Here is a 20,993-nt window from a genome sequence, read left to right on the forward strand (position 1 = left end):
CTGGTGCGGGACCCGGCTCCGAATCGCTCCAGGAAGCAGCGCCTGGAACTCACGCTCCAGAGCCGTGGTCCCACGCCGGTTGCGGCAGGTGAATCAGGTCCAGACGCCCACCGGGATGAACGAACTGTCGTCCTGGACGGCGGTATCGGAGGTGGTGTACTCGTCCACCCACAACTGGTAGGCGCGGTGACGGATACAGCGCGTGGGGAAGTTGTGGGACATCAGCCGGACCGACTCGTCCTGCGACCCGGTGACGGCGTGGAAGGTCGCGTCCTGCTTGAAGGTGTCCGAGCCGTCGCTCGCGTCCAGCCTGACGCGGAAGCTGTAGTGGCGTAGGTAGCGGCCGTCGGCGCTGCGGAAGGAGAAGCCGTCCGGGTCCGCGAGGCCGGCCACCACCGTGAAACCGGCCTGCTTCTTGATGGTGTCGCTGCTGGCTTCGGTGACCTGGCCGAGGATGCCGAGCGCGTCGGAGCCGTAAGCGGCGTAGTAATCAGGGAAGTTGACGGACTGCAGTGACCGGGGCGCGCCGACCACCAGGGCGTGGCTGGGGTCCAGCAGGTCGTACGCGGTGAACACCTCGTCGATCAGGGCGTCCTCGTCGGCGCCGGGCTTCGCCCCCTCCGTCTCGATGCGGTCGAGTTCGGCGGTGAAGGCCGCGTAGCTCTCCTGCGTCCAGGCGGCAGGGTCGGTCTCGCGGGCTTGGGCGAGGACCTGGGTGAGTGTCCGCGCGGTGACGGTGAACTCGCTGAAGTCGGACTCCGCGGCCGTGCTGGAGGCGGACGTCGTGAAGGCTCCCACGTCCTGGGCGGTCACCGCGCTCGCGACGGTCGCGGTACCGACAGGGGTCCAGGTGGTGCCGTCGGCGGAGCGGTAGCCGGTGTAGTCGGTACCGGCGCGGACGAGCTTGAGCCAGGTCGGGTAGGAGGTGCTGCCGTCCGTCTCGACACTGCGGTCGAGGGTGCCGTCGCCGTCGCTGTCCCACTGGAGCGCGACGCCGTGACCGGGCGTCACGGAGAGCGTGAGGTAGCCGGGCGAGGTGCCGGTGCCGGTGATGTCGTCGCGGACCATGATCCCGGCTCTGGCCCAGGCGGCGGTGGAGTCCTGCGAGGTCACCACGACCGTGGCGACGGACGCCTTGGGCAGCGCGCCGGTCAGGTAGATGGCGCTGTACTGGTCGGTGCCGCCCCAGAGGTCGGTGCCGTCGCCGTAGACGGCGAGGTCGGTGCCGGACTGGCCGTAGGCCGCGGTGGCGGCCGTCGCCGAGCTGAAGGTCTGGTAGGGGTCCTGGACGGGCTGGCCGAGGACGGTGGTCGCGCCTGCCGTCACGCTGACGTGGTCGAAGACGGTGGTGTTGAGGGCGGACGGAGTACGGGACGTGACGGCGAGCCCGACATAGAAGGGGGCCGAGCCGAAGGTGGCGATCGTGTCCCGGCCGATGACCGACCAGGTGACGCCGTCGGAGGAGGCCGAGGCGGTGAACTTGTTGCCGCTGCGCTCCATCCGCAGCCAGGTGGGGGTGGGCACACCGCTGCCGCTCGCGTTGGTGGTGGATGTGCCGCCGGCCACCACCAGGCGGCGTACGAACTGCTTGACGCCGGTGTCGCCGCTGCCCGTGCTGGTCAGGATCGCGCCGGCCAGCTGGCCGAACGGCGAGAGGGACTGGGTCATCAGCAGGCCGACCTGGTCGTTGTCGCCCGCGTTGGTCCGGCTCGCGACCCGGGCGATGAACGTGGTGTCACCGGTGACCGGCAGGTAGGCGTACTGGGCGGTCATGCCCTGGCCGTTGACGTTCAGGTCCGTCCCGGCGCCCCGTACCGTGAAGCTCTTGTCCGTGGCGTCGTAGCCGGTGATGCCCGGCGTGCGGACGGACACCACGCCGTAGATCCCCAACTGCCGTTCGTCCAGCACGTAGTCGCCGATGTCCTGGTACGACCAGGGTGCGGGTGGCGGGGTCCCGACGGTGAGTTCGACCGTCGCGGTGTCGGTGCCGGTGGCGTTGGTCGCCGAGATCCGGACGGTGAACTCCCCTGTGCCTGTAGGGGTGCCGGAGATCAGACCGGTCGCGGTGTCGACGCTCAGCCCGGCGGGCAGTCCGGTGGCGTCGAAGGTCGCGGGGTCGTTGGAGGCGCCGATCAGATACTCGAACGGCACACCGATGTTGGCGTACGCGGCTGACGCGCTGCTCAGTTTCGGTACGGGCGGCGTCGGCATCGTCGCGTCGACCTCGGCCGAAGTCGGGCCCGTGCCACCGACGTTGGTCTTGGCGATCACGTAGGAGTAGGTCGTGCCGGGCGTCCCGGTGGGGTCGCGGTAGCCGGTGTGGACGCCGAAGCCGACCGGTCCAACGTCGGTGGCGATCGTCTCGTAGGGGCCGCCGGGTGAGGTGCTACGGCTGACCGTGTAGCGGCCGGACAGGTCCGGGTCGCTCCAGGTCAGCTCGATCGCGCTGGAACCGGCGTTCGCTGCCAGGGTGTTGACGGTCCCCTTGGGCGCGGCGACCTGCCAGTGCGTGGAGGACTTGCGGACCACGGTGACGTTGTCGAAGGCCGCCGTGCCAGTCTCCGCGTACGACTGCGAGACGCCCAGGCACGAGCAGTTGACCAGGCCGACGTAGACGGTCGTGCCGAGGTCGAGTTCGGTGGAGCCGACCTCGGTCCAGTGCACGCCGTCCGGGGAGATCGAGCCGGTGAACCTGTCCTTGGTGCGGTCGAGGCGCACCCAGTACGGCATCCGCATCCGGTATCCGTCGCCCGCCGCCTCCACGTAGGGGGCTTGCAACGGCGTCGCCGAATCCGGCAGGGACCCCAGGTTCGAGATCGGGTACGAGGCGGCCGTCGAGATCGCGGTCTGCTGTGCGGGCGGGACCGGGGTACTGCCGGTCGCCGAGGTCGTCGCCCCGGTGGTGGCGCGGGTGGTCCACACTCCGCTCCAGGCGGTGAGGGTGAGGCCCTGGAGCAGCATCGACGCGTGGGCCGAGCCCGCCGCCGTCGAACTGCGCATCATCACGCCGACCTTGGCGTACTGCGAGCTGAGCGGGTACACCACCCGTGCGGTGACGGTGACGTTCCCGCTCAGCGACATCTGCGCGATCCGGAAGCTGTCGGCGGTGCCCGCGATGTCGGCGCCGCTGGCCTCCAGGGTGAACCGCTCGCCGTCGAAGGTCGTCAGCCCGGACGCCTGGACGGTCCCCACGTTCCGCGACGACCAGTTGCTCGGCAGACCGGCCGTCGCGCAGACCTCCAGGGAGGCGACGCTCGTGCCCACCGCGTTGGTGGCGGTGACCGTGTAGTAGTACGTCGTGCCGACGGTGACTTCGAGATCGGAGTACGTCGTGGACGTCAGCCCGGTGGCGACCGTCTTGTACGTCCCGCCACTGGTCTTGGACCGGGCCACCGAGTACGTCGCGGCCGAGGTGGCGCTGGCCGGGTCCACCGACGCCACCCAGGCGAGGTCGACGGAGTCCGATCCGTTGCTCGCCGTCAGCCCGGCCGGAACACCCGGCGGCGCGACGGGAGTCGACGAGGCCGGTGCCTCGCGCGCACAGGTCAGGGTGCCCCAGGACGGGTGGTCCTGGTCATAGCCCTCGACGAACCGGGCCCCGTCGGTGCCCCGGAAGACCGCCTGTCTCGTGTACGGCGCCGACAGACCGAGGACGCTCACGTAGTGCGCGTAGGCCAGCTCGAAGATGGGGCGGGACAGCCCGCGGACGAGCGTCGTGACCGCCGTCTTGATGTACTTGCCGGTCCGGTCGAGGTCCGCGGCGAAGGGCACGTCGTCGTTGCCGAGGTTGTACTTCGCGTCGTACTCGTACCCGGCGAGGATGCGGTCACCGGCGAAGGCGAACAGGTCGACGCCCTGGTTCCAGGCCACTTGGGAGGCGCTGGCCAGCAGGCCGAGGGCCAGTTGTTCGTGGGTCTGGTCCCGGCCGCTCTCCTGGCCCTGTCCGGTGGCGTTGACGATCCGGTGCCTGATGCTGCCGTTCCCGGCCCCGGCGGCGGCGTACCGCACCGCGTCCTCGAACATCACGCGGTCGTCGCAGAACACGGCGATGCCCAGCACGGTCTGGATGATCCCGGCGTCCCAGCCGCCGTTGGCGAACAGGGCGTAGCCCGACTGGGCCTTGTACCAGACGTCCTTGAGGGACTTCTCGCACCGCGCGATGTCCGCGGCGGCCCAGCCGTCGTAGCCGGTGTGGCGCAGGATCTCCGCCGCGTTGACGAACTTGAACCCCTGGAGGGACGCGCCGAGTTCACCGTCCGCGCCGGTGATTCCCTCCAGGGTCCCCGACCAGATGTTGACGATGTCCCGTGCCTTGTCGGCGTACCGGACGTCCTGCGTGATGTACCACATCAGGGCGTTCTGGTAGGCAGCGGCGGCATCGTTCGGCGCCTGGTCCTGGTAGTTGTACGGGCCGCGTCCCCAGGTGGTGATCTGGCCGGTGTTCGCCGCCGTGTAGTCGTAGGAGGAGCGGCTGTCCGCGGCCATGGCCCGGTACCCCGAGTAGACCGGGTCCTCCTCTGCGGCGACCGCGGTTCTCATCCGGTCGAGGTCCTCCTGGGTGTGCAGGATTCCCGGGTGGGCGAAGGTGAAGCCGGCGGCTCCGTTGTCCACGGGTATCTCGGCGTGGGCCGTGCCCGCCGCGAGGAGCGTGGTGGGGGCGGTCGCGGCGATCGCGGCGGCGGTCATGGTGCCGGTGCCGCCCAGGAACCACCGGCGGCTCAGGTCTCTCGCCATGTCAGCCCACCACCAGGGTGAGGGTCTGCTTGCCGGTGCCGACGGCGTTGGTGGCGCTCAGCTCGACGGACGAGGTGCCGGTGTCCGTCGGCTTGCCCGAGATGGCTCCGGTGGACTTGTTCACGGTCAGGCCGTCCGGCAGGCCGATGGCGTCGAAGGCGTAGGGGTGGTTGGACGCCTCGATGGTGTAGGCGAAGTCCGAACCGGCGCTCGCGGTCGCGGAGTCGGTGCTGCTGATCGCGGGCAGGACGGCGGTGAGCGAGGCCCCGGAGTCGACGAACTTCAGGTTGGAGACATGCTCGTTGGTGTACATCGGGACGAAGTCCGAGGTCTTGTACCAGGGGGCGTGGCCGTCGGTGTCGGAGACGAGCGTGCCGTTGATGACGAGGTTCTCGAAGGTGACGTCCTTGATGGCGTGGTCCGCGTCGTAGCCCACCATGTGCGAGGTGGCGGCGTGGGTGCCGGTGTAGCTGAGGTTCTTGACGTAGACCATCTCGATGCCGCGTCCGGCCGAGGTGTTGTACGAGGTGTTGAACATGACCCGCATGTTGATGAGCTGTCCCCAGCGGAAGTCCTCCACCCGGACGTCCTCGATGCGGACGTTGCGGACCAGGTTGCTGTCCCCCGGGTTCAGGGCGATGCAGCCCTGGTAGTCGAGTTGTGGTTCCCGGTGGTCGAGGATGTCGATGTTCGAGATGGTGAGGTTCTCGATCGTCTCGGGACTGTCCGTGTTGCCGTGGGTGCCGACGTTGATGGGGTGGGCCACGTCCGCCCACAGGGTGGAGTTCTTGACGACGATGTTCCTGCTGTCCCCGACGTAGTCCCAGCGGTGGTTGTAGACGGCGATGCAGTCGTCCGAGTTCCGCATGAACACGCCGTCGATGACGACGTCCTCGCAGCAGAACAGGTCGATCCCGTCGCCCCAGGTCGTCGCGGACAGGCTGCGCAGGTTCCGGATGGTGAGGTTCTGCGCCTCTCCGGCGGTGACGGCGTACCCGTAGGGGAACATCGACGTGACGCCGTCGATCTCGATGTTCTTGGAGTAGTTGACGGTGCAGGCGCCGGCCGCCGAGTTGTAGATCAGACCCCGGCCGAGCAGTTTGGCGTTCTCCACGGTGTCGAAGACGACCCGGGACTTGAGCACCGCGCCGCCCGCCAGATAGACCGTCTTGCCGCTGGGCACGGTGACGAGGCCGTCCGACGTGGTGTGCACGCCGGGGCCGAAGTAGATGACGTCCGGATCGTCCTCGCTGGGCGGGTTGGTGTCGATCGCTCCGGCGAACAGCTGGAGGTTGTCGAAGAGGTCCTCGTTGAACTCGACGGACAGGTTGCGCGGTTCGGTGAGGGTGAAGGTCAGGGTGCCGCTGCTCTTGTCCAGCTTGTGCGCGATATCGTACGAAGTGGGGCGGATCCGGGCCTTCTTGACCGTGTCGGCGGTGTAGGTGACGGAGACCTGGACCTCCCCCGTGAAGTCGAAGTACGCCATGGAGGAGCGCTGCGTGGTACCGCTGCCGGTTCTCGGGTCGATGGTCATGAACTGCGCCTGGTAGATGGAGATCTTCTGCCACGAGCCTCCTGGCGTACGTACCTTCACGGCGAAGCTGTCGTTCGTCGCTATCCCGTCGGGGATGGGGTAGGTCGCCACCTGGTTGGCCGAGGTCTCCTGCGCGGTGGCGGCTCGCGCCGGGGTCGCCAGGCTGGACAGGTAACCGGTGAGGGCGGTGGCGCCCGCGGCGTGCAGCAAGGTGCGGCGGGAGAAGCGCGATTCGGGGCGGTCCATCGGGGGTGTCCCTTCTGAGGGGGGCCGCCGCCCGTGGAGGAGCGCGGGCGGCGGCCGTTTTCAGGGGTGGTCGTGTGTCGGTCAGGCCCAGGCGGTGATGGGGACGAAGGAGCTGTCGGCCGGGAAGGTCCCGGCGACCAGGTCGTACGTGTCCACCCACAGCTGGTAGTTCCGGTGCCGGATGCAGCGGCCCGGGTAGTTGTGGGACACCAGCCGCACCGACCCGCTTGTCGAGCCGGGCAGGGCGTAGAAGGTGGCGTCCGCGTCGAAGGCGTCCGTGCCGTCGCTGGTGTCCAGCTCGATCCGGAACGCGTAGTGCCGCAGATAGCGGCCGTCGGCGGACCTGAAGGAGTAGCCCTTCGAGTCGGCGAGGCCCGCCACGATCGTGAAGCTGGCCTCGGTCTTCTGCGTGGCCGAGCTGGAGGAGGTGACCTGGGTCAGGGCGCCGAGGTTGTCGGTGCCGTAAGTGGCGTAGTACGTCGGGTAGTTGACCGACTGGAGGGAGCGGGTCACCCCGGTGGGCAGGGTGGTGCGGGTCTGTTCGGTGGAGGTGAGCTGGGTCAGGCCCAGGTGGTCGTAGCCGCCGCTCGTCGAGCCGTAGTCACCTCCCCCGCCCTCGGGCTCGACGATCTTGGCGTACGCGGCCGTGTTGGGCACGAACAGGCCCTTGCGGACCGCGTAGTGGTTGTAGATCTGCGCCCAGATGGGACGGACCTGGCCCCTGCTGTCGGTGGCCGGCGCGGTGAAGGTCTGCCAGCCCTCCCAGACGCCGGGGGCGCCGTAGTGCCAGGTCCAGGAGGTGAAGGGGACGTCCTCCCCGAGGTTGTAGCGGGCCACGTACTCGCACGCCTTCATGAAGCGGTTGCTGTCGTAGCCGTACAGGTCGTAGCCCTGGTGCCAGGCCATCTCGCAGATGGTGGCCATCAGGCCGATGCCCAGCATGGTGTGGCCCTGGTCGCGACCGCTCTCCGCCCACTGCGCCAGGCCCTGGTCGTCGTACAGGTAGGGGATGGCGTTCTCGATGGAGCCCATCCCCACACCGGTCTTGAAGTAGGTGATGGCCTGATCGATCTTGGTCTGGTCGTCGCAGAGGATGCCGGTGGCCAGGACGCAGGCGATGTTGCACAGGTCCCAGCTCGCCCAGTAGTTGCTGTCGTAGGCGCCGTTGTGGTTGACCAGGAAGTCGTTGCTGAGCGGGTAGAACACATTGCGCAGGAGGTTCTGGAACGCGGTGAGGTCGAAGCCGCTGTAGCCGCGCATGATCTCGCCCGCGTTGGCGATCTCGTAGCCGTAGATGCCCGAGGACAGGAAGCGGTCGGCGGAGCCGTCGAGCAGCGTGAGCGTGGACGACCAGGCGTTGAGGATGTCGCGGGCCGCGTTGCCGTATGCGCCGACGCCCTGGATCTTCCAGCGCAGGGCGTTCTGGTAAGCGGCGGCGATGTCGTTGTAGAGGATGCCGTAGTTCTCCGGGGTGCCGGAGCCCCGGTAGATCGTGGCCTGTGGGTTGGCGGTGTAGGTGGCCTGCGCGTGGGAGTTGGCGATCAGCAGCTGCCAGTCGTCCTGCCATGGCTGGGCGGCGGCGGCCACCTTGGCGGCCATGCGGGTGAAGTCGGCGGCGGTGTGCAGCATGCCGGGGTGGACGATCGTCGCGGCCGAGGCCGGGCTCGCGCTGAGGAGCGGGCTCGCCAGGGCTGCGGCGCCCACACCCGCGGCGGCTTTGAGTACGGTGCGGCGCGTGGTGCCTTTCGGTGGTGGTGCGGCTCTCTCTGTCACGTCGGGCTCCTTTGCCCTGTGAGTTGGTGCTGTGGGGGGGTCCGTCAGGACGGCTGGTCGCCGCCCCGGAGAGCGGGCGTCCGGTCCGCTCGCAGACGCAGGCCGAACGCGGCGTCGCGATCGCAGCGCAGTCGGCCTTCGTGCACCGCCAGCGGGGCGACCTGAACGCAGGAGCGCTGCCCGTCGGCGGAGTGGGTGAAGTAGAAGAGGTAGGCGTCGTCCTCGCCCTGGGAGAGCGCGAAGGCGTGGTGGCCGTCTCCGTCGTCACCGGGGCGCAGGCCCTTGCCCGCGAGGAGCGGCTCGTTCTGCCGCGTCCAGTGGGTCAGGTCGTCGGAGCGGTAGACCAGCAGCCCGGACCAGAAGTCGGTGACCATCCAGTAACTGCCCTGGTGGCGAAAGACGTTGGGCCCTTCCTGCGCCTGGTCGTCCAGTGCGCGGCCGATGGGCCGCCAGGTGAACAGGTCGGCCGAGTCCGCCGCGTGGATGCGGTTGCCGTCGGCCTCGTCCTTGTGCCACATGCGCCAACTCCCGTCGGGCAGCGGCCATACGCAGGCGTCGATGACCCGGTCGCCGGACAGCTTCAGCACCGACTCGAACCGCCAGTTCAGGAGGTCCCGGGAGGTGTGGTGGAGGATGTGCCGGTCGGCGTCCCAGTCGGTGGGTACTCCGGGGACGTACGAGACGTACATGTGGTAACTGCCGTCGTGCCAGAGGATCTCCGGCGCCCAGTACGTGTTGCGGCCCGGCTCATGGGCCAGGCCCTGGGCGGTGCCGCGGTAGGTCCAGGTACGGCCGTCGTCCGCGCTGATGGCGATGCCGATGTCGGTGCCGTGCACCCAGCCGACGCCCTCGGTGGCGAGGTCCGCCCGGCGGGCGGTGTAGAACATCCACCAGTCGCCGGTCTCCCGGTCGCGGATCAGTGTCGGGTCGGCGGCACCGTCGTGGACCGGGTCCCGGAAGAGCGGGGCGGCGGGGGCGAGGGGCGAGGTCACTGCGGGGGGCTCCTTGTCGGTTTCTCGGTATCTCGATTTCTTGGTATTGCGGTGCCGGGCGCACGGACCGGGGGCGGCTGCGCGTGTCAGGTGTAGAAGTCGCGCTGCCAGCGGTGCTTGGCCAGGACCGCCAACTGCTCTGCGGTCAGGGGCGGTTGGTCTCCGGTCGCCGCGTTCCGCTCGACGTTCCTGATGTCGCGCATGCCGACGACGACGCTGGAGACGGCGGTGCCGGCGAGGGCGAAGCGCAGGGCGGTTTCCGCGATCTCGTCCGGTGCGATGCCCAAGTCGTCGACGATCGCGCCGACATGGCGGGCGACCCGGGCGGGCCTGTCGTCGCGGAAGTACCAGTTGCGCCAGTCGTCCTCGGGGAAGGTGACGCCGGGTCCGATCCGTCCGGTCAGGCCGCCCTCGTCCAGGGCGACCCGGGCGATCACGCCGACGCCGTGCTCCTCGCAGGCCGGCAACAGGGCGTCCGACGGGGCCTGTTCGAAGATGTTGTAGATCACCTGGACGGTGTCGAGGACTCCGGTGCGGACCAGGGCGAGCGCGTTGTCCGGCTGATGGTCGTTGACCGAGATGCCGAACAGGCCGATCTTCCCCTCGCGTTTGAGATCCTCGACGGTCTCCAGCCAGTCGCCCCGGCCGGTCCATTCGTCGTGCCAGACGTGGAGTTGGAGGAGGTCGACGCGCTCCAGGCCCAGCGCGGCGAGACTGGTCTCCACGCTCTCGCGAAGATGCGAACCGGGGTAGGCGTCCATGGGGTCGATGCCACGCGACTCGGGGCCCGCCGGGATCTTCGGTCCCGCCTTGGTCGCCACGAACACCCCGTCGCCGCCTGCCCGTTCGCGCAGGGCCCGGCCGATGACGTGCTCGCTCCGCCCGTAGCCGCGTGCGGTGTCGACGAGGTTGACGCCGAGGTCGATCGCCCGGTGCAGGGCACGCACGGACTCGGCCTCGGTCGCGCCCTTCCAGGCGTTCTGCCCGATGCCCCAGGCGCCGTAGCCGATCTCCGACACGGAGCTCCCGCTGCGGCCCAGCTCTCTGTAGCGCATCTCAGGCTCCCGTCACTTGGGTGGTGCCCTCCACACGGAGGACCGTGAAGGAGCGGGGTGGCACGGCGCAGTCGAAGGCGGCCCCGGCCACGATGGACGAGGTGTGAGGGGTGGCGTCGCGGTCCGTGAACTCGCCGGTCAGGACGGTCTTCGTGGCGCGGGAGGGGGCGCGGTCCGTCCCGTCGAGGCGGATGTCGGCCGTGACGGCGTACGGGGTCAGGTTGGCGATCTTCACGAGCAGATCGCCGGAGGTCGTGTCCCGCACCGTGGAGACGGAGAAGGTCTCCGGCTCGGTCCTGTCGTCCTCGGTCTCGTGGATCAGGACGCCGTCGAGAAGGCAGCGGAGGACCGGTCCGGCGACCTCGACCCGGATGTCGTACCAGCGGCCCGTCTCGATCGGCCCCGGCACGCGGTCGACGTCCTCGACGATGCCGTCGCACACGCGCTGGAGGGTGAGGCCCTGGTTGTGCCAGCCGCCCAGGCTCCAGATGTAGTGGTCGGGCGTGTCCACCGCGCCGAAGCCGACGACGAAGCCCTCCTCCCCGTCGGTCTTGCGCGCTTCGACCTCAAGGACGTAGTCCGATCCACCGCTCGTCACCTGAAGTCCCCTGTACTCGGCCCGGGTGTCCACGGTGCTGAGGCGCACGCCACCACCGCGGAGCGGGTCCGGCGGGGGCGTGTCGGCCGGAGCGCCGGTCACGGTGTGCGGCACGTACTCGTCGCCGTGGTGGGTGGAGTGCATGCGCTGTACGTGGTAACTCGGTGTCAGCCGCACGTCGTTGTTGTCGAAGTGGACGAGGTCCACGGTCCACTGCGTGTGGCCCGACCTGGCGAGCAGGGGGGCGTACGAGGCCAGGGCCACGATGTCGCCGTTGCGCTCCAGGGCGTTCATGTACGTCGCCTCGGCGAGCGCGTTCAGCAGGGTGTCCCCCTTGGACGCCCACTCGCCGAGGTACACCTTCGGTCCGCCCCGGTCGTAGGTGTCGTACCGGGTGGTGTTCTGGAGGAACCAGCGCGGGCTGAGGTAGGCGTGCTCGTCGACCACCGCGAGATCGAGCTTGCGCGCGAACTCCCAGCCCGCCCGGAAGTCGGCACCGGCCGGGCTCGGCCCTGCCGTACCGATGATCGAGATGTCCGGATGCCGGTCCGCGAGTGCCGCGCGGATCATCTCGAAGCGTTCCCGGAAGGCCGGGGTGATCTCGTCCTCGTTCCCCACGCCGAGGTACTCCAGGCCGAACGGCTCGGGGTGGCCGGCGGCGGCTCGCCGGGCGCCCCACGGGGAGTCGGCGGGTCCGTTGGCGTATTCGACGAGATCGAGGACGTCCTGGACGTACGCGGGCATCTCGTCCAGCGGGATGCCCTGTTGGCCGCCCGGGGTGTTCTGGCAGCAGACGCCCGCGGCCACCACCGGCAGTGGCTTCGCGCCGATGTCCTCGCAGAACTGGAAGTACTCGAAGTAGCCGAGCCCCGCGGACTGGTGATAGCCCCACAGGTTCGGCTGCTGGCGTCGCGACGCGAGCGGGCCGACGGTGTCCTTCCATCGGTACACGTTCCCGAGCCCGAGGCCGTGGGCGACACAACCACCGGGAAAGCGGAGGAACTTGGGCTCAAGGTCGGCGATGGTCTGTGCCAGGTCGGCGCGCAGACCGTTGCGTCTGCCTCGGAAGGTGTGCTGCGGGAAGAGGGAGATCAGGTCGAGATGGACGGTGCCGGGGGCGGTGGCGAGCACGAGCAGCCGGGCGTCGGGGTCGGTCGCGGTGGCGGTGAGTACCGCCTCGTGGTGTGTCCAGGTCTCCTGCGGTCCGTCGAGCCGGACTTCGGCGTACGTGCCGCCGAAGCCGGTCAACCGGACGATCAGCGAGGCCTGTTCACCCTCCGGCCGACGGGCGAAAAGACTCAGGTCGTACGAGGCGCCCGCCTCGACCGGGATGCCGTCGAAGCCGCGGTTGAGCAGACCCACGCCCTCGCCCGGGTTGGTCACCTCCACCACCGCGTAGCGGGGGTTGGCCGGATGCAGGGGATCGGCCGTCCCCGTGCGCAACTCGCCGTGTCCGCCGCCGAGTTCGACCGCGTCCCAGGCGGTCAGGGAGTGCCACCCGGGCGCGTCCTCGGCGGTGTACTCGAAGGACCGGTTCTGGACGAGTTCGGCATACAGCCCGCCGTCCGCCGCGTAGTTGATGTCCTCGAAGAAGGCGCCGAACAGGTCCGGGCTGATCGGCCGTCCGGCGCCGGGGCGCGCGTCGACACGGATCGTCGTACGGGCACACCTAGGGGCCGTCGCACGCGTCGTCATCCGGCGCTCCCCGTGAACACGGACGCCACGGCGGCGCCTTCGCGGACGAAGACCGGGACGCGTTCCAGTGGCGCGGACGCCTCCAACGTCGCCCCGCCTTCGTGGAGTTGGCCGGTGGCGGTGTCGGTCCAGCGGGTGCCGGCCGGAAGGTAGACCGCGCGGACCCGGGCACCCGCCTCGGTGACCGGGGCGACGAGGACGTCGGGGCCGAGGAGGAACTGGTCGTCGACACTCCAGGCGTGCTCGTCGTCCGGGAAGTCGAAGAACAGCGGGCGCATGACGGGGGCGCCGGTGCGGTGCGTGGCCTCGGCGAGTTCCAGCAGGTACGGGCGGAGGCGCTCACGAAGGTGCAGATGCGCGGAGAGGATCGGATACGCGTCCTGTCCGTACGACCAGACTTCGTTCGACCCGCCGGTCATGTCTGCTGAGAAAGTGGGCCAGTTGGGCTGTCGGTCGCCGTGCAGCCGCATGACCGGGCTGAAGGTGCCGTACTGGAACCAGCGGACCATGACCTCCTGGTACGCCGGGTCGGTGGGGTCGCCGCCGCCGAAGCCGCCGATGTCCGTGTTCCACCAGGGGATGCCGCTCATCGCGACGTTCAGCCCGGCCCGCACCTGCTGGGCGAGGGACTCGAAGGTGGGGCGGATGTCTCCGGACCACAGGGCGGCGCCGTAGCGCTGGCTGCCGGCCCAGGCGGAGCGGATCAGGCTGAACGGGCGGTCGTCGCCGTCCTGTTGAAGCCCTTCGGCCACGGCACGTGCCTGCGCCTGCCCGTACAGGTTGCCGACCTGGACGCCGGGGCCCGCCGCGTAGACGGCGCGGGCGGCCAGTTCCGGGGTCAGGTCGGGCTCGCACGCGTCCAGCCAGAACGCGGCGACGCCCAACTCGCGGTAGTGCTCGCGGAGTTGCTGCCAGAGGTAGCGGCGGGCGCCGGGTTCGGTGGAGTCGAGGTATGCCATCGGCTGGTGGTCCGCACCGTGGCCGCGGGACGGCCAGGGGAAGGTCAGCAGGCCGCCGTGGCGGTCGCCGACGAGGAGTCCCGCGTCGCGCAGAGCGGTGTAGTTGTCGCTGCCGGGCTCCACCGTGGGCCAGACGGACACGACGAGCTTGACTCCGAGCGTGTCCAACTCCTTGACCATGCCCTCGGGGTCGGGCCAGTCGGTCCGGTCGAAGTCCCAGTCGCCCATGTGGGTCCAGTGGAAGAAGTCGCAGATGATCGTGGCCAGCGGCAGTCCTCGCCGCTTGTACTCCCGTGCCACGGCGAGGAGTTCGTCCTGGGTGCGGTAGCGCAGCTTCGACTGCCAGAAGCCCGTGGCCCATTCGGGCACCAGGGGCGGATGGCCGGTGACGTCCGCGTACGCCCGCATGATCTCGGCGGGGGTGTCGCCCGCGGTGATCCAGTAGTCGAGTTGGCGTGCCTCGTCCGCGACCCACCGGGTCGTGTCGCCGCCCAACTCCACCCGGCCCGTGGCGGGGTTGTTCCACAGCAGGCCGTAGCCGCGGGAGGAGTGCAGGAAGGGGATGGAAACGATGGTGTTGCCCTGGACCAGGTCGATCACCAGCCCCTTCTGGTCGAGGCGGCCGTGCAGATGCTGGCCGAGACCGTGGACGCGCTCGCCGTCGTACGCCTCGAAGCTCTGCTCGATGCGACAGGTGCCGTCGGCGCCGAGCGGTGCGAGCGTGCGTGGCTCCGGGTACCAGGTGTACGGGCGCTTGTCGGCGAGGAGTTCGCGGCCGGTCGCGGTGTGCAGGAAGCGCAGCTTGCCGTCCTGGTCGGCCTCGACGGTGATGCGTCCGTTGACGAGCCGGGCGGTGCCGTCCGGGTACGCGGTCGCGGTGACGCTGGAGTCGGGCGGCGGGATGTCGAGGGCCCCGGGCAGCGTTTCGTCGATTCCTGCTACGGCGCCGCCCTCGTCGGTGCGGGTGACGCTGCTGCCGTCGAGGCTGCGGCCGGCGATCGTGTCGTCCGGGTTCCGGAGGGCTCGGGCGCGGACCCGTACCGCGTGCGGGCCCCAGGGTTCGATGACGAGGAGTTCGTGCGGGGCGCGCCGTTCCAGGGCGCCGTCCTGAGCGGTGAAGACAGTCATGGATCCGGGGCTTCCTTCTCAACTCTGGGCGCTGGCGGGCGCGTTGGCGCTATCGGTGGCCAGGCGGACGACGTTCCAGGACAGCGGCGGCAGCGTGGAGGTCAGTACGTCACCGGAGACGGCACTGGCGTCGGCCGTGCGGGGAGTGACCCGTTCGGGGTCCGTCAGGGTGTTGCGGGCGTCGGGGTCGTCGCCGGTGAGCAGCAGATGCTCGACGACCCGGACGGCGCCGAGTCCGCGGAGGTCCACTTCGAGCGGGAGTTCCCGGGTCTGGCTCCGGTTGACGGCGAAGACGGTGATCGTGCCGGCCCGTTCGTCGTGGACGGCCGTGGCATGCAGCAGGTCGACCTCGCCGTGGCGTTCGGTGGTGTGGGTCGGGCTGTCCACCTCGACGCGCAGCACCCGGCCCCGGCCGTACTTCGACGCCTGGGCGAAGGGGAAGAAGGTGGTCTGCCGCCAGGAGGGGCCGCCCGGCTCGGTCATGATCGGGGCGATGACGTTGACCAGTTGGGCGAGGGAGGCGGCGGTGACCCGGTCCGCGTGGCGCAGCAGGGCGATCATGAGGGAGCCGACGAGTACGGCGTCGGTGAGCGTGTAGTTGTTCTCCAGCAGCCGTGGGGCCCGCGGCCAGTCGTCCTCGGGGCGGGACGCGGCCGGCGACTCGGGTTCGGTGTGCCAGACGTTCCACTCGTCGAAGGAGATCATCATCTTCTTCTGGGACTTGAGTGTGGCGCCCACGTGGTCGCAGGTGGCGATCGCGGCCTCGATGTACCGCTCCATCTCGACGGCGGAGGCGAGGAACGAGTCGCGGTCGGGGCGCTCGCCCTTCATCTCGTAGTAGGCGTGCAGGGAGATGTGATCGACCTTGTCGTAGCACTCGGTCAGGACCGTCGACTCCCAGGTGCCGAAGGTCGGCATCCCGAAGCTGGAGGAACCGGCGACGACGAGTTCGAGGCCGGGGTCGATCATCTTCATGAGGTTGGCGGTCTCGCGGGCGACCTGGCCGTACTCCTCCGCGTTCTTGTGTCCGATCTGCCAGGGGCCGTCCACCTCGTTGCCCAGGCACCACATGCGGATGCCGAACGGCTCCTTGTTCCCGTGCGCGGCCCGGAGGTCGGACAGTTCGGTGCCGCCCGGATGGTTCGCGTAGTCGAGGAGCCGGCCGGCGTCCTCGACGCCACGGGTGCCGAGATTGACGGCCATCATCGGCTCGATGTCCGCCTTGGCGCAGAAGCCCATGAACTCGGCGAGGCCGAACTCGTTGGTCTCGGTGGAGCGCCAGGCCGGTTCCAGGCGCCGGGGCCGCTGCTCGACCGGGCCGACGCTGTCCTCCCAACGGTAGCCCGAGACGAAGTTGCCGCCCGGGTAGCGGACCGTGGTGACGCCGAGTTCGCGGACGAGCGCGAGGACGTCCTCCCGTAGGCCGCTCTCGTCGGCGTCGGGGTGTCCGGGCTCGTAGACACCGCTGTACACGCAGCGGCCCAGGTGCTCGACGAAGGAGCCGTACAGCCGTGGATGGACGGTTCCGATACCGAAGGCCGGGTCGAGGGTGAAACGGGCAGCGGAGGGCGAAGACATGCTGCGTCCTTGGGGTTCGAGGAGGGTGTCGTTGCTTCACGTGCCGTTGCTTGAACTGCCCTTGCTTCAGGCGCCGTTACTTCAGGCCCGAGGTGGAGACCCCGGTGACGAAGCCGCGCTGGAGGACGAAGAAGAGCAGCAGGACGGGCAGGATGTACATGACCGAGCCCGCCGCCATGAGGTTGTTGATCGGCGCCTGGTTGCCCTCGTTGACGTACTGGGTGGCCACGGCGACGGCCAGCGTGGTGTGGTCCGTGCTCAGCAGCAGGGACGGGGCGATGTAGTCGCCCCAGACCCAGGTGAACGACAGCAGCATGCTGGTGGCGAGCACCGGCCAGGACTGCGGCAGGAAGATCCGCCAGAAGATACGGCCGTAGCCGCAGCCGTCGACGATCGCGGCCTCCTCCAGCTCCCGGGGCATGTTGGCGAAGAACTGCCGGAACAGGAAGATCAGGTAGGGCGCTCCGGCCAGCCCCCACAGGACCCAGGGCCAGTAGGTGTCGATCATCCCGAGCCTGGCGAAGATGATGTAGGTGGGGATGAGGGTGATCATCGCCGGCATCATCATCGTGGACAGCAGGACGCCGAAGACCAGCCGCTTGCCCCGGGCCGCCATGCGGGCGAAGCCGAAGCCGGCCCAGGCCGAGCTGAGGGTGATCAGCACCGAGTAGATGCTGGCGATGATCAGTGAATTCCGGGCGTAGCCAAGGTAGTTGAAGAAGTTCAGGGCCTTGGAGAAGTTCCCGAACCGCCATTTCTCGGGCAGCCAGTGCACCGGGTAGGCGGCCATCTCCGAGTTGTCCTTGAGGGCGGTGATGATCAGCCAGCCGAACGGGCTGGCGAACAGCGCGACCAGCGCGATGAGAATGAGGTAGAGGCCGGTTCGACGAGCGAGGATCATTTCTTGGTCTCCGGCTCGAAGTTGTAGAACACCGCACCGGAACTCAGCTTGAAGATCAGGGCGGTGACGACGAGGATCACGGCGAACAGGACCCACAGCAGCGCGGACGCGTAGCCGAAGCGGCCGTTGGCGAGGTACTGCGCGAACACGTTGATCATGTACAGGTAGTTGCCCTGCGGCACCGAGGTGACCGCGGCGGGGCTGGGGTTCGCGGCGAGCAGCATCGGCATGATGCTCTGCAGTGCGCCGATGACGCCGGTGATGACCTGGAAGAAGATCACGGGTGAGAGGAGCGGGAGGGTGATCCGCCGGAACGACTGCCAGGAGTTGGCGCCGTCGATACGGGCGGCCTCCAGCAACTCCTTGGGCATGTCCTGCAGGCCGGCCAGCGAGATGATCATGGCGTTGCCGCAGCCCCAGAGCGTGAGCATGAGCAGCACGTACCGGGCGTAGGGATCGGCGAGCCAGGTGACCGGGCCGCCGCCGAAGAAGCCGAGGATCCCGTTGGCCGCGCCGGTGTCCCGGTCGAAGACCATCTTGAAGGCCATCGCCGCGCCGACCGGAGGGAACACCGCGGGCAGGTAGAGCAGCGTGCGGTAGACGCCCCGGCCCCGGATCGGCCGGTTGAGCAGTGCCGCGAGGGCGAGCCCGGCGATGATGGCGGTCGGCACGACGGCCGCGACGAAGATCCCGGTGCGGATCAGGGTGTCGCGGGTGACCGGGTCCGAGAGCAGTTCCTTGTAGTTGTCCAGGCCGATGAAGTGCGTGTGCGGCGAGATGCCGTCGGAGTCGGTCAGGCTCAGCCACAGCGCGTATCCCAGCGGATACAGCGTCAGGCCGAGGAACCCCAACAGCCATGGTGTGACACAGAGATAGAAGACACGTTCCTGCTGACGGGCACGCGCACCACGCCGACGGGGCGGCCGACTCGGTACGGCCTCTGCGGGCAGGGTGGCCTTCGCGGGTGCCTCGGCGAGTTGTCCCGCACTCACTTGATCAGCTTCTTGCCGTTGGCGAGTTGCTTGTTGATCCCCTCGTTCAGCTGGTCCGCCAGCTTCCCGACGGGCACTGTCCCCTTGATCGCCGCGGGCAGCACCTGGTTGACGACGGCGTCCATGGCGTCGATCCGGACGTACGGCGTGAACGGCAGCAGCGAGAAGTACGGCAACTCCCGCTCCTGCACCGCGTACGCCTGCTTCTGGAATCCCTCGGTCTTCGGCAGGAGGGGGCGCAGGGATTTCAGTGCGGGGAGTCCGGAGCCGGTCCTGGCCCGCTTCTTCGCGGGTTCGCCACCGAGGAAGTACTCCATCGCCTGCCAGGCCGCGTCCTTGTTCTTGCCGGCCTTGGGCATCCACAGGCCGGTGGCACTGAGGCAGGAGCTCGTGCGCTTGCTGCCGAACTGGGGGGCGGGTGCGAAGCGCGAGGTGGCGGCGATCTTCTTGTCGGTGGTGATCATGCCCCCGAACCAGTAGCCCTCGGTGGTGATCGCCATCCGGCCGACCTGGTAGGTGGGCCAGTCCCAGCCGTTGGGGTCCGGGTCGACGATGGTCGGCGAGATGCCGGACTTGGCGAGTTCGATGTACCAGGCGAGGGCTTTGCGCGCCTCCGGGCTGGAGTAGTCGACGGCCGAGTAGTCACTGTTGAAGAGCTGTCCACCGGCGGATGTGGTCATGTTCAGGAAGGTCCCGGTGAAGCCGTCCATCTTCAGCCCGTACACCTTGGACTTCTTGCCGGTCTGCGCGAGGCGCTTGCCGACGTCGAGCAGTTCGTCGTAGGTGAGCGGCACGGTGTCGCTCAGATAGGAGACGTCCGCCTTGTCGAACAGGGCCGTGTCGTACCAGAGCATGGAGTCCTGGGAGTAGTCCTTCGTCATGCCGTAGCGCGGGCCGACGCCCTGCTTCTCGCCGTCCCAGCGCCACACGTCGTTGACCGGGTCCAGGTCGCTCAGCTTGAGGACGCTGCTCTTGGCGAAGTAGTCGTCCAGATCCTGGGCGACACCGTGCGACGCGAGGTACGGGGCGTCCGTCGCGCCCACCGCGCGCACGATGTCGGGGGCCGTCCCGGCGGTGAGCATGGCGGTCAGCCGGGTGAGGTCGTACTTCACCACCTTGAGGGTCATGCCGAGTGTCTTCTCGGCCTGCTTGATCTCGGCGGCCGTGCCCAGCTCGGTACCGCTCGACATGATGGTCAGGGTGGTCTTGCCACCGGAACCGCCCGAGGACACCGAGCCGGCACAGCCCGAGAGCAGGCCGCCCGCGGTGGCCGCGGCGGCGACTCCGGTGGAGGTGGTGAGGAACCGACGCCGTGACATCGGAGCACCAGGTATGGACCGCATGACTGCTTCCTGCCTTTCCGGCTTCTTCGCAGGACTTCCGTTGACGGGGAGCGGGCACGGCGCGGCCGTGGGGAGGGCGCGTGGAATTCCCGCCTGACTGCGGTGGGGACAGTGGAATCGCGGGCCGTCGAGATCGGCTCCGCCGCACTCGGTGAAGGAACAAAGCTCTGTCGCAGCACGGTTTTTGACCGGTCAAATGCCGCTGCCGAGTGACGTTAACTATGTGTGTCGGGAGCGTCAAGAGGTCGCGCACAACCGGTTTCTGCCGCCATCAAGGCGTTCGGAAAGGGGCTTCTGGGCACCTTGACCCACCTCGGAAGACGCTGCAAGAATCCAGAACACAGATGTTTTTACCGGTCAAATGAGAGGTGGACCCGCCCCGTGGTCACCATGGCCGACGTCGCGCAGCGCGCCGGCGTCACCAAGCAGACCGTCTCCAACGTGGTCCGGGGGCGCACGGTCGTCAGCCCCGAGACCAGGGCGAGAGTCGAGGCCGCCATCGCCGAACTGGGGTACACACCCAACCTGGTGGCCCGGAGCCTGTCCACGGGCACCACCATGACCATCGGCTTCATCGTGCCCACCATCGCCAACCCCTTCTACTCGGAGGTGGTGGAGGAGGTGGAGATGCTGCTGGAGGAACGCGGTTACCACCTGCTGCTTGCCACGACCAGGGGCGACGGGGACCGCGCCCGGCGTCAACTGGCCACCCTCTCCAACCGGTCGGTGGACGCGCTCCTGGTGGCCGGCGACTTCGACATCGGCGAACAGCTGTCCCCGCAGAGCGAGTTGGAGCTGCCGGTCGTGCTGTGTGCCTGGGAGATCGATCCGCCGGACACGCTGCCCGTGGTCACCATCGACTACGAGAAGGCCGGGTATCTGGCCGGGCGGCACCTCCGGAAGCTCGGTCACCGGCAGGTGGCGGTGATCGCGGACCTCCCGGCACACCGGGTCCGGGTGGCCGGCGTCCGGCGGGCCTTCGCCGAGGACGGGATCACGGTCCCCGACGACCTGGTGTTCACGGCACCGGGAGCGACACCCGAGTCCGGTTACGAGGCGGCGCTGCGAGCGCTGCCGCAGTTGCGTGCGACGGAGCCCGTGACGGCCGTGTTCACCTCCACCGACGCCATCGCCCTGGGGGTGATGGAGGTCTTCCGGCACCAGGGACTCCGCGTGCCGGAGGACATCTCGGTCGTCGGCATCGACGACATCCCCCAGGCGGCACACGCCCATCCGCCCCTGACCACGGTGGCCCTGCCGAAGCGGCAGATGGCCAGGGAGGCCACCGAGTTGCTGTGGCGAGGCATCGCCAACAGCAGACCGGCCGCCCCGTCCCTGACTCTCCTACGGCCCGAGGTCGTCCCCCGCGCGAGTTCCGCGCCGCCCGCCGTCCACTGACGTCCGGTGCGGCGTCGACAGCGCCGCCCCGCCCGGAACCCCACGCGTCGGCCGCTCCCCGCCCGAC

12 protein-coding genes are annotated in these 20,993 nt (G+C 69.0%); 1 reads left to right on the forward strand and 11 read right to left on the reverse strand.

Annotated features, from left to right (window positions below):
- Positions 1 to 93: 93 nt before the first annotated feature.
- The 11 genes from OG407_RS06280 to OG407_RS06330 form a co-directional block, all read right to left on the reverse strand.
- Entirely contained in the window at positions 94 to 4,734 is a 4,641-nt protein-coding gene (locus OG407_RS06280) for an AbfB domain-containing protein (RefSeq protein WP_405855798.1), read from the reverse strand.
- 1 nt (position 4,735) lies between these two features.
- Positions 4,736 to 6,514: a putative Ig domain-containing protein gene (locus OG407_RS06285; protein WP_405855800.1), complete on the reverse strand. Its 1,779-nt coding sequence runs from the start codon at positions 6,512 to 6,514 to the stop codon at positions 4,736 to 4,738.
- A gap of 81 nt (positions 6,515 to 6,595) precedes the next feature.
- Positions 6,596 to 8,287 carry an AbfB domain-containing protein gene (locus OG407_RS06290; RefSeq protein WP_405855802.1) on the reverse strand — a complete coding sequence of 564 codons (1,692 nt, stop codon included), beginning with the start codon at positions 8,285 to 8,287 and terminating at the stop codon, positions 6,596 to 6,598.
- Between the two features lie 44 nt (positions 8,288 to 8,331).
- Complete coding sequence (locus OG407_RS06295; RefSeq protein ID WP_405855804.1) at positions 8,332 to 9,279, reverse strand: glycosyl hydrolase; 948 nt, start codon at positions 9,277 to 9,279, stop codon at positions 8,332 to 8,334.
- Between the two features lie 86 nt (positions 9,280 to 9,365).
- Positions 9,366 to 10,334: an aldo/keto reductase gene (locus OG407_RS06300; protein WP_405855805.1), complete on the reverse strand. Its 969-nt coding sequence runs from the start codon at positions 10,332 to 10,334 to the stop codon at positions 9,366 to 9,368.
- A 1-nt stretch (position 10,335) separates the two neighbouring features.
- Positions 10,336 to 12,627 carry an alpha-L-arabinofuranosidase C-terminal domain-containing protein gene (locus OG407_RS06305; protein ID WP_405855807.1) on the reverse strand — a complete coding sequence of 764 codons (2,292 nt, stop codon included), beginning with the start codon at positions 12,625 to 12,627 and terminating at the stop codon, positions 10,336 to 10,338.
- On the reverse strand, positions 12,624 to 14,714 hold the full coding sequence (locus OG407_RS06310) for a TIM-barrel domain-containing protein (protein ID WP_405855809.1): 2,091 nt from the start codon (positions 14,712 to 14,714) through the stop codon (positions 12,624 to 12,626). Before OG407_RS06310 ends, OG407_RS06305 begins: the two co-directional genes overlap by 4 nt.
- 18 nt (positions 14,715 to 14,732) lie before the next feature.
- Positions 14,733 to 16,292: an alpha-N-arabinofuranosidase gene (locus OG407_RS06315; RefSeq protein ID WP_405855811.1), complete on the reverse strand. Its 1,560-nt coding sequence runs from the start codon at positions 16,290 to 16,292 to the stop codon at positions 14,733 to 14,735.
- Positions 16,293 to 16,368: 76 nt separating this feature from the next.
- Positions 16,369 to 17,193 (reverse strand): carbohydrate ABC transporter permease, encoded by an 825-nt coding sequence (locus OG407_RS06320; protein WP_405855813.1) that lies wholly within the window; start codon positions 17,191 to 17,193, stop codon positions 16,369 to 16,371.
- Positions 17,190 to 18,185 carry a carbohydrate ABC transporter permease gene (locus tag OG407_RS06325; RefSeq protein ID WP_405855815.1) on the reverse strand — a complete coding sequence of 332 codons (996 nt, stop codon included), beginning with the start codon at positions 18,183 to 18,185 and terminating at the stop codon, positions 17,190 to 17,192. Before OG407_RS06325 ends, OG407_RS06320 begins: the two co-directional genes overlap by 4 nt.
- The gene (locus OG407_RS06330) at positions 18,182 to 19,504 is read right to left on the reverse strand and encodes an extracellular solute-binding protein (RefSeq protein WP_405855817.1); all 1,323 of its coding nucleotides are present in this window, start codon (positions 19,502 to 19,504) and stop codon (positions 18,182 to 18,184) included. Before OG407_RS06330 ends, OG407_RS06325 begins: the two co-directional genes overlap by 4 nt.
- A 414-nt stretch (positions 19,505 to 19,918) precedes the next feature.
- On the opposite strand from OG407_RS06330, the gene OG407_RS06335 reads away from it, so the two are divergent.
- A complete protein-coding gene (locus tag OG407_RS06335) occupies positions 19,919 to 20,926 on the forward strand; it encodes a LacI family DNA-binding transcriptional regulator (protein ID WP_405868309.1) in 1,008 nt (335 codons plus the stop codon).
- Positions 20,927 to 20,993 lie beyond the last annotated feature (67 nt).

This window comes from Streptomyces sp. NBC_01515 (genome assembly GCF_045040345.1).
Lineage (GTDB): Bacteria > Actinomycetota > Actinomycetes > Streptomycetales > Streptomycetaceae > Streptomyces.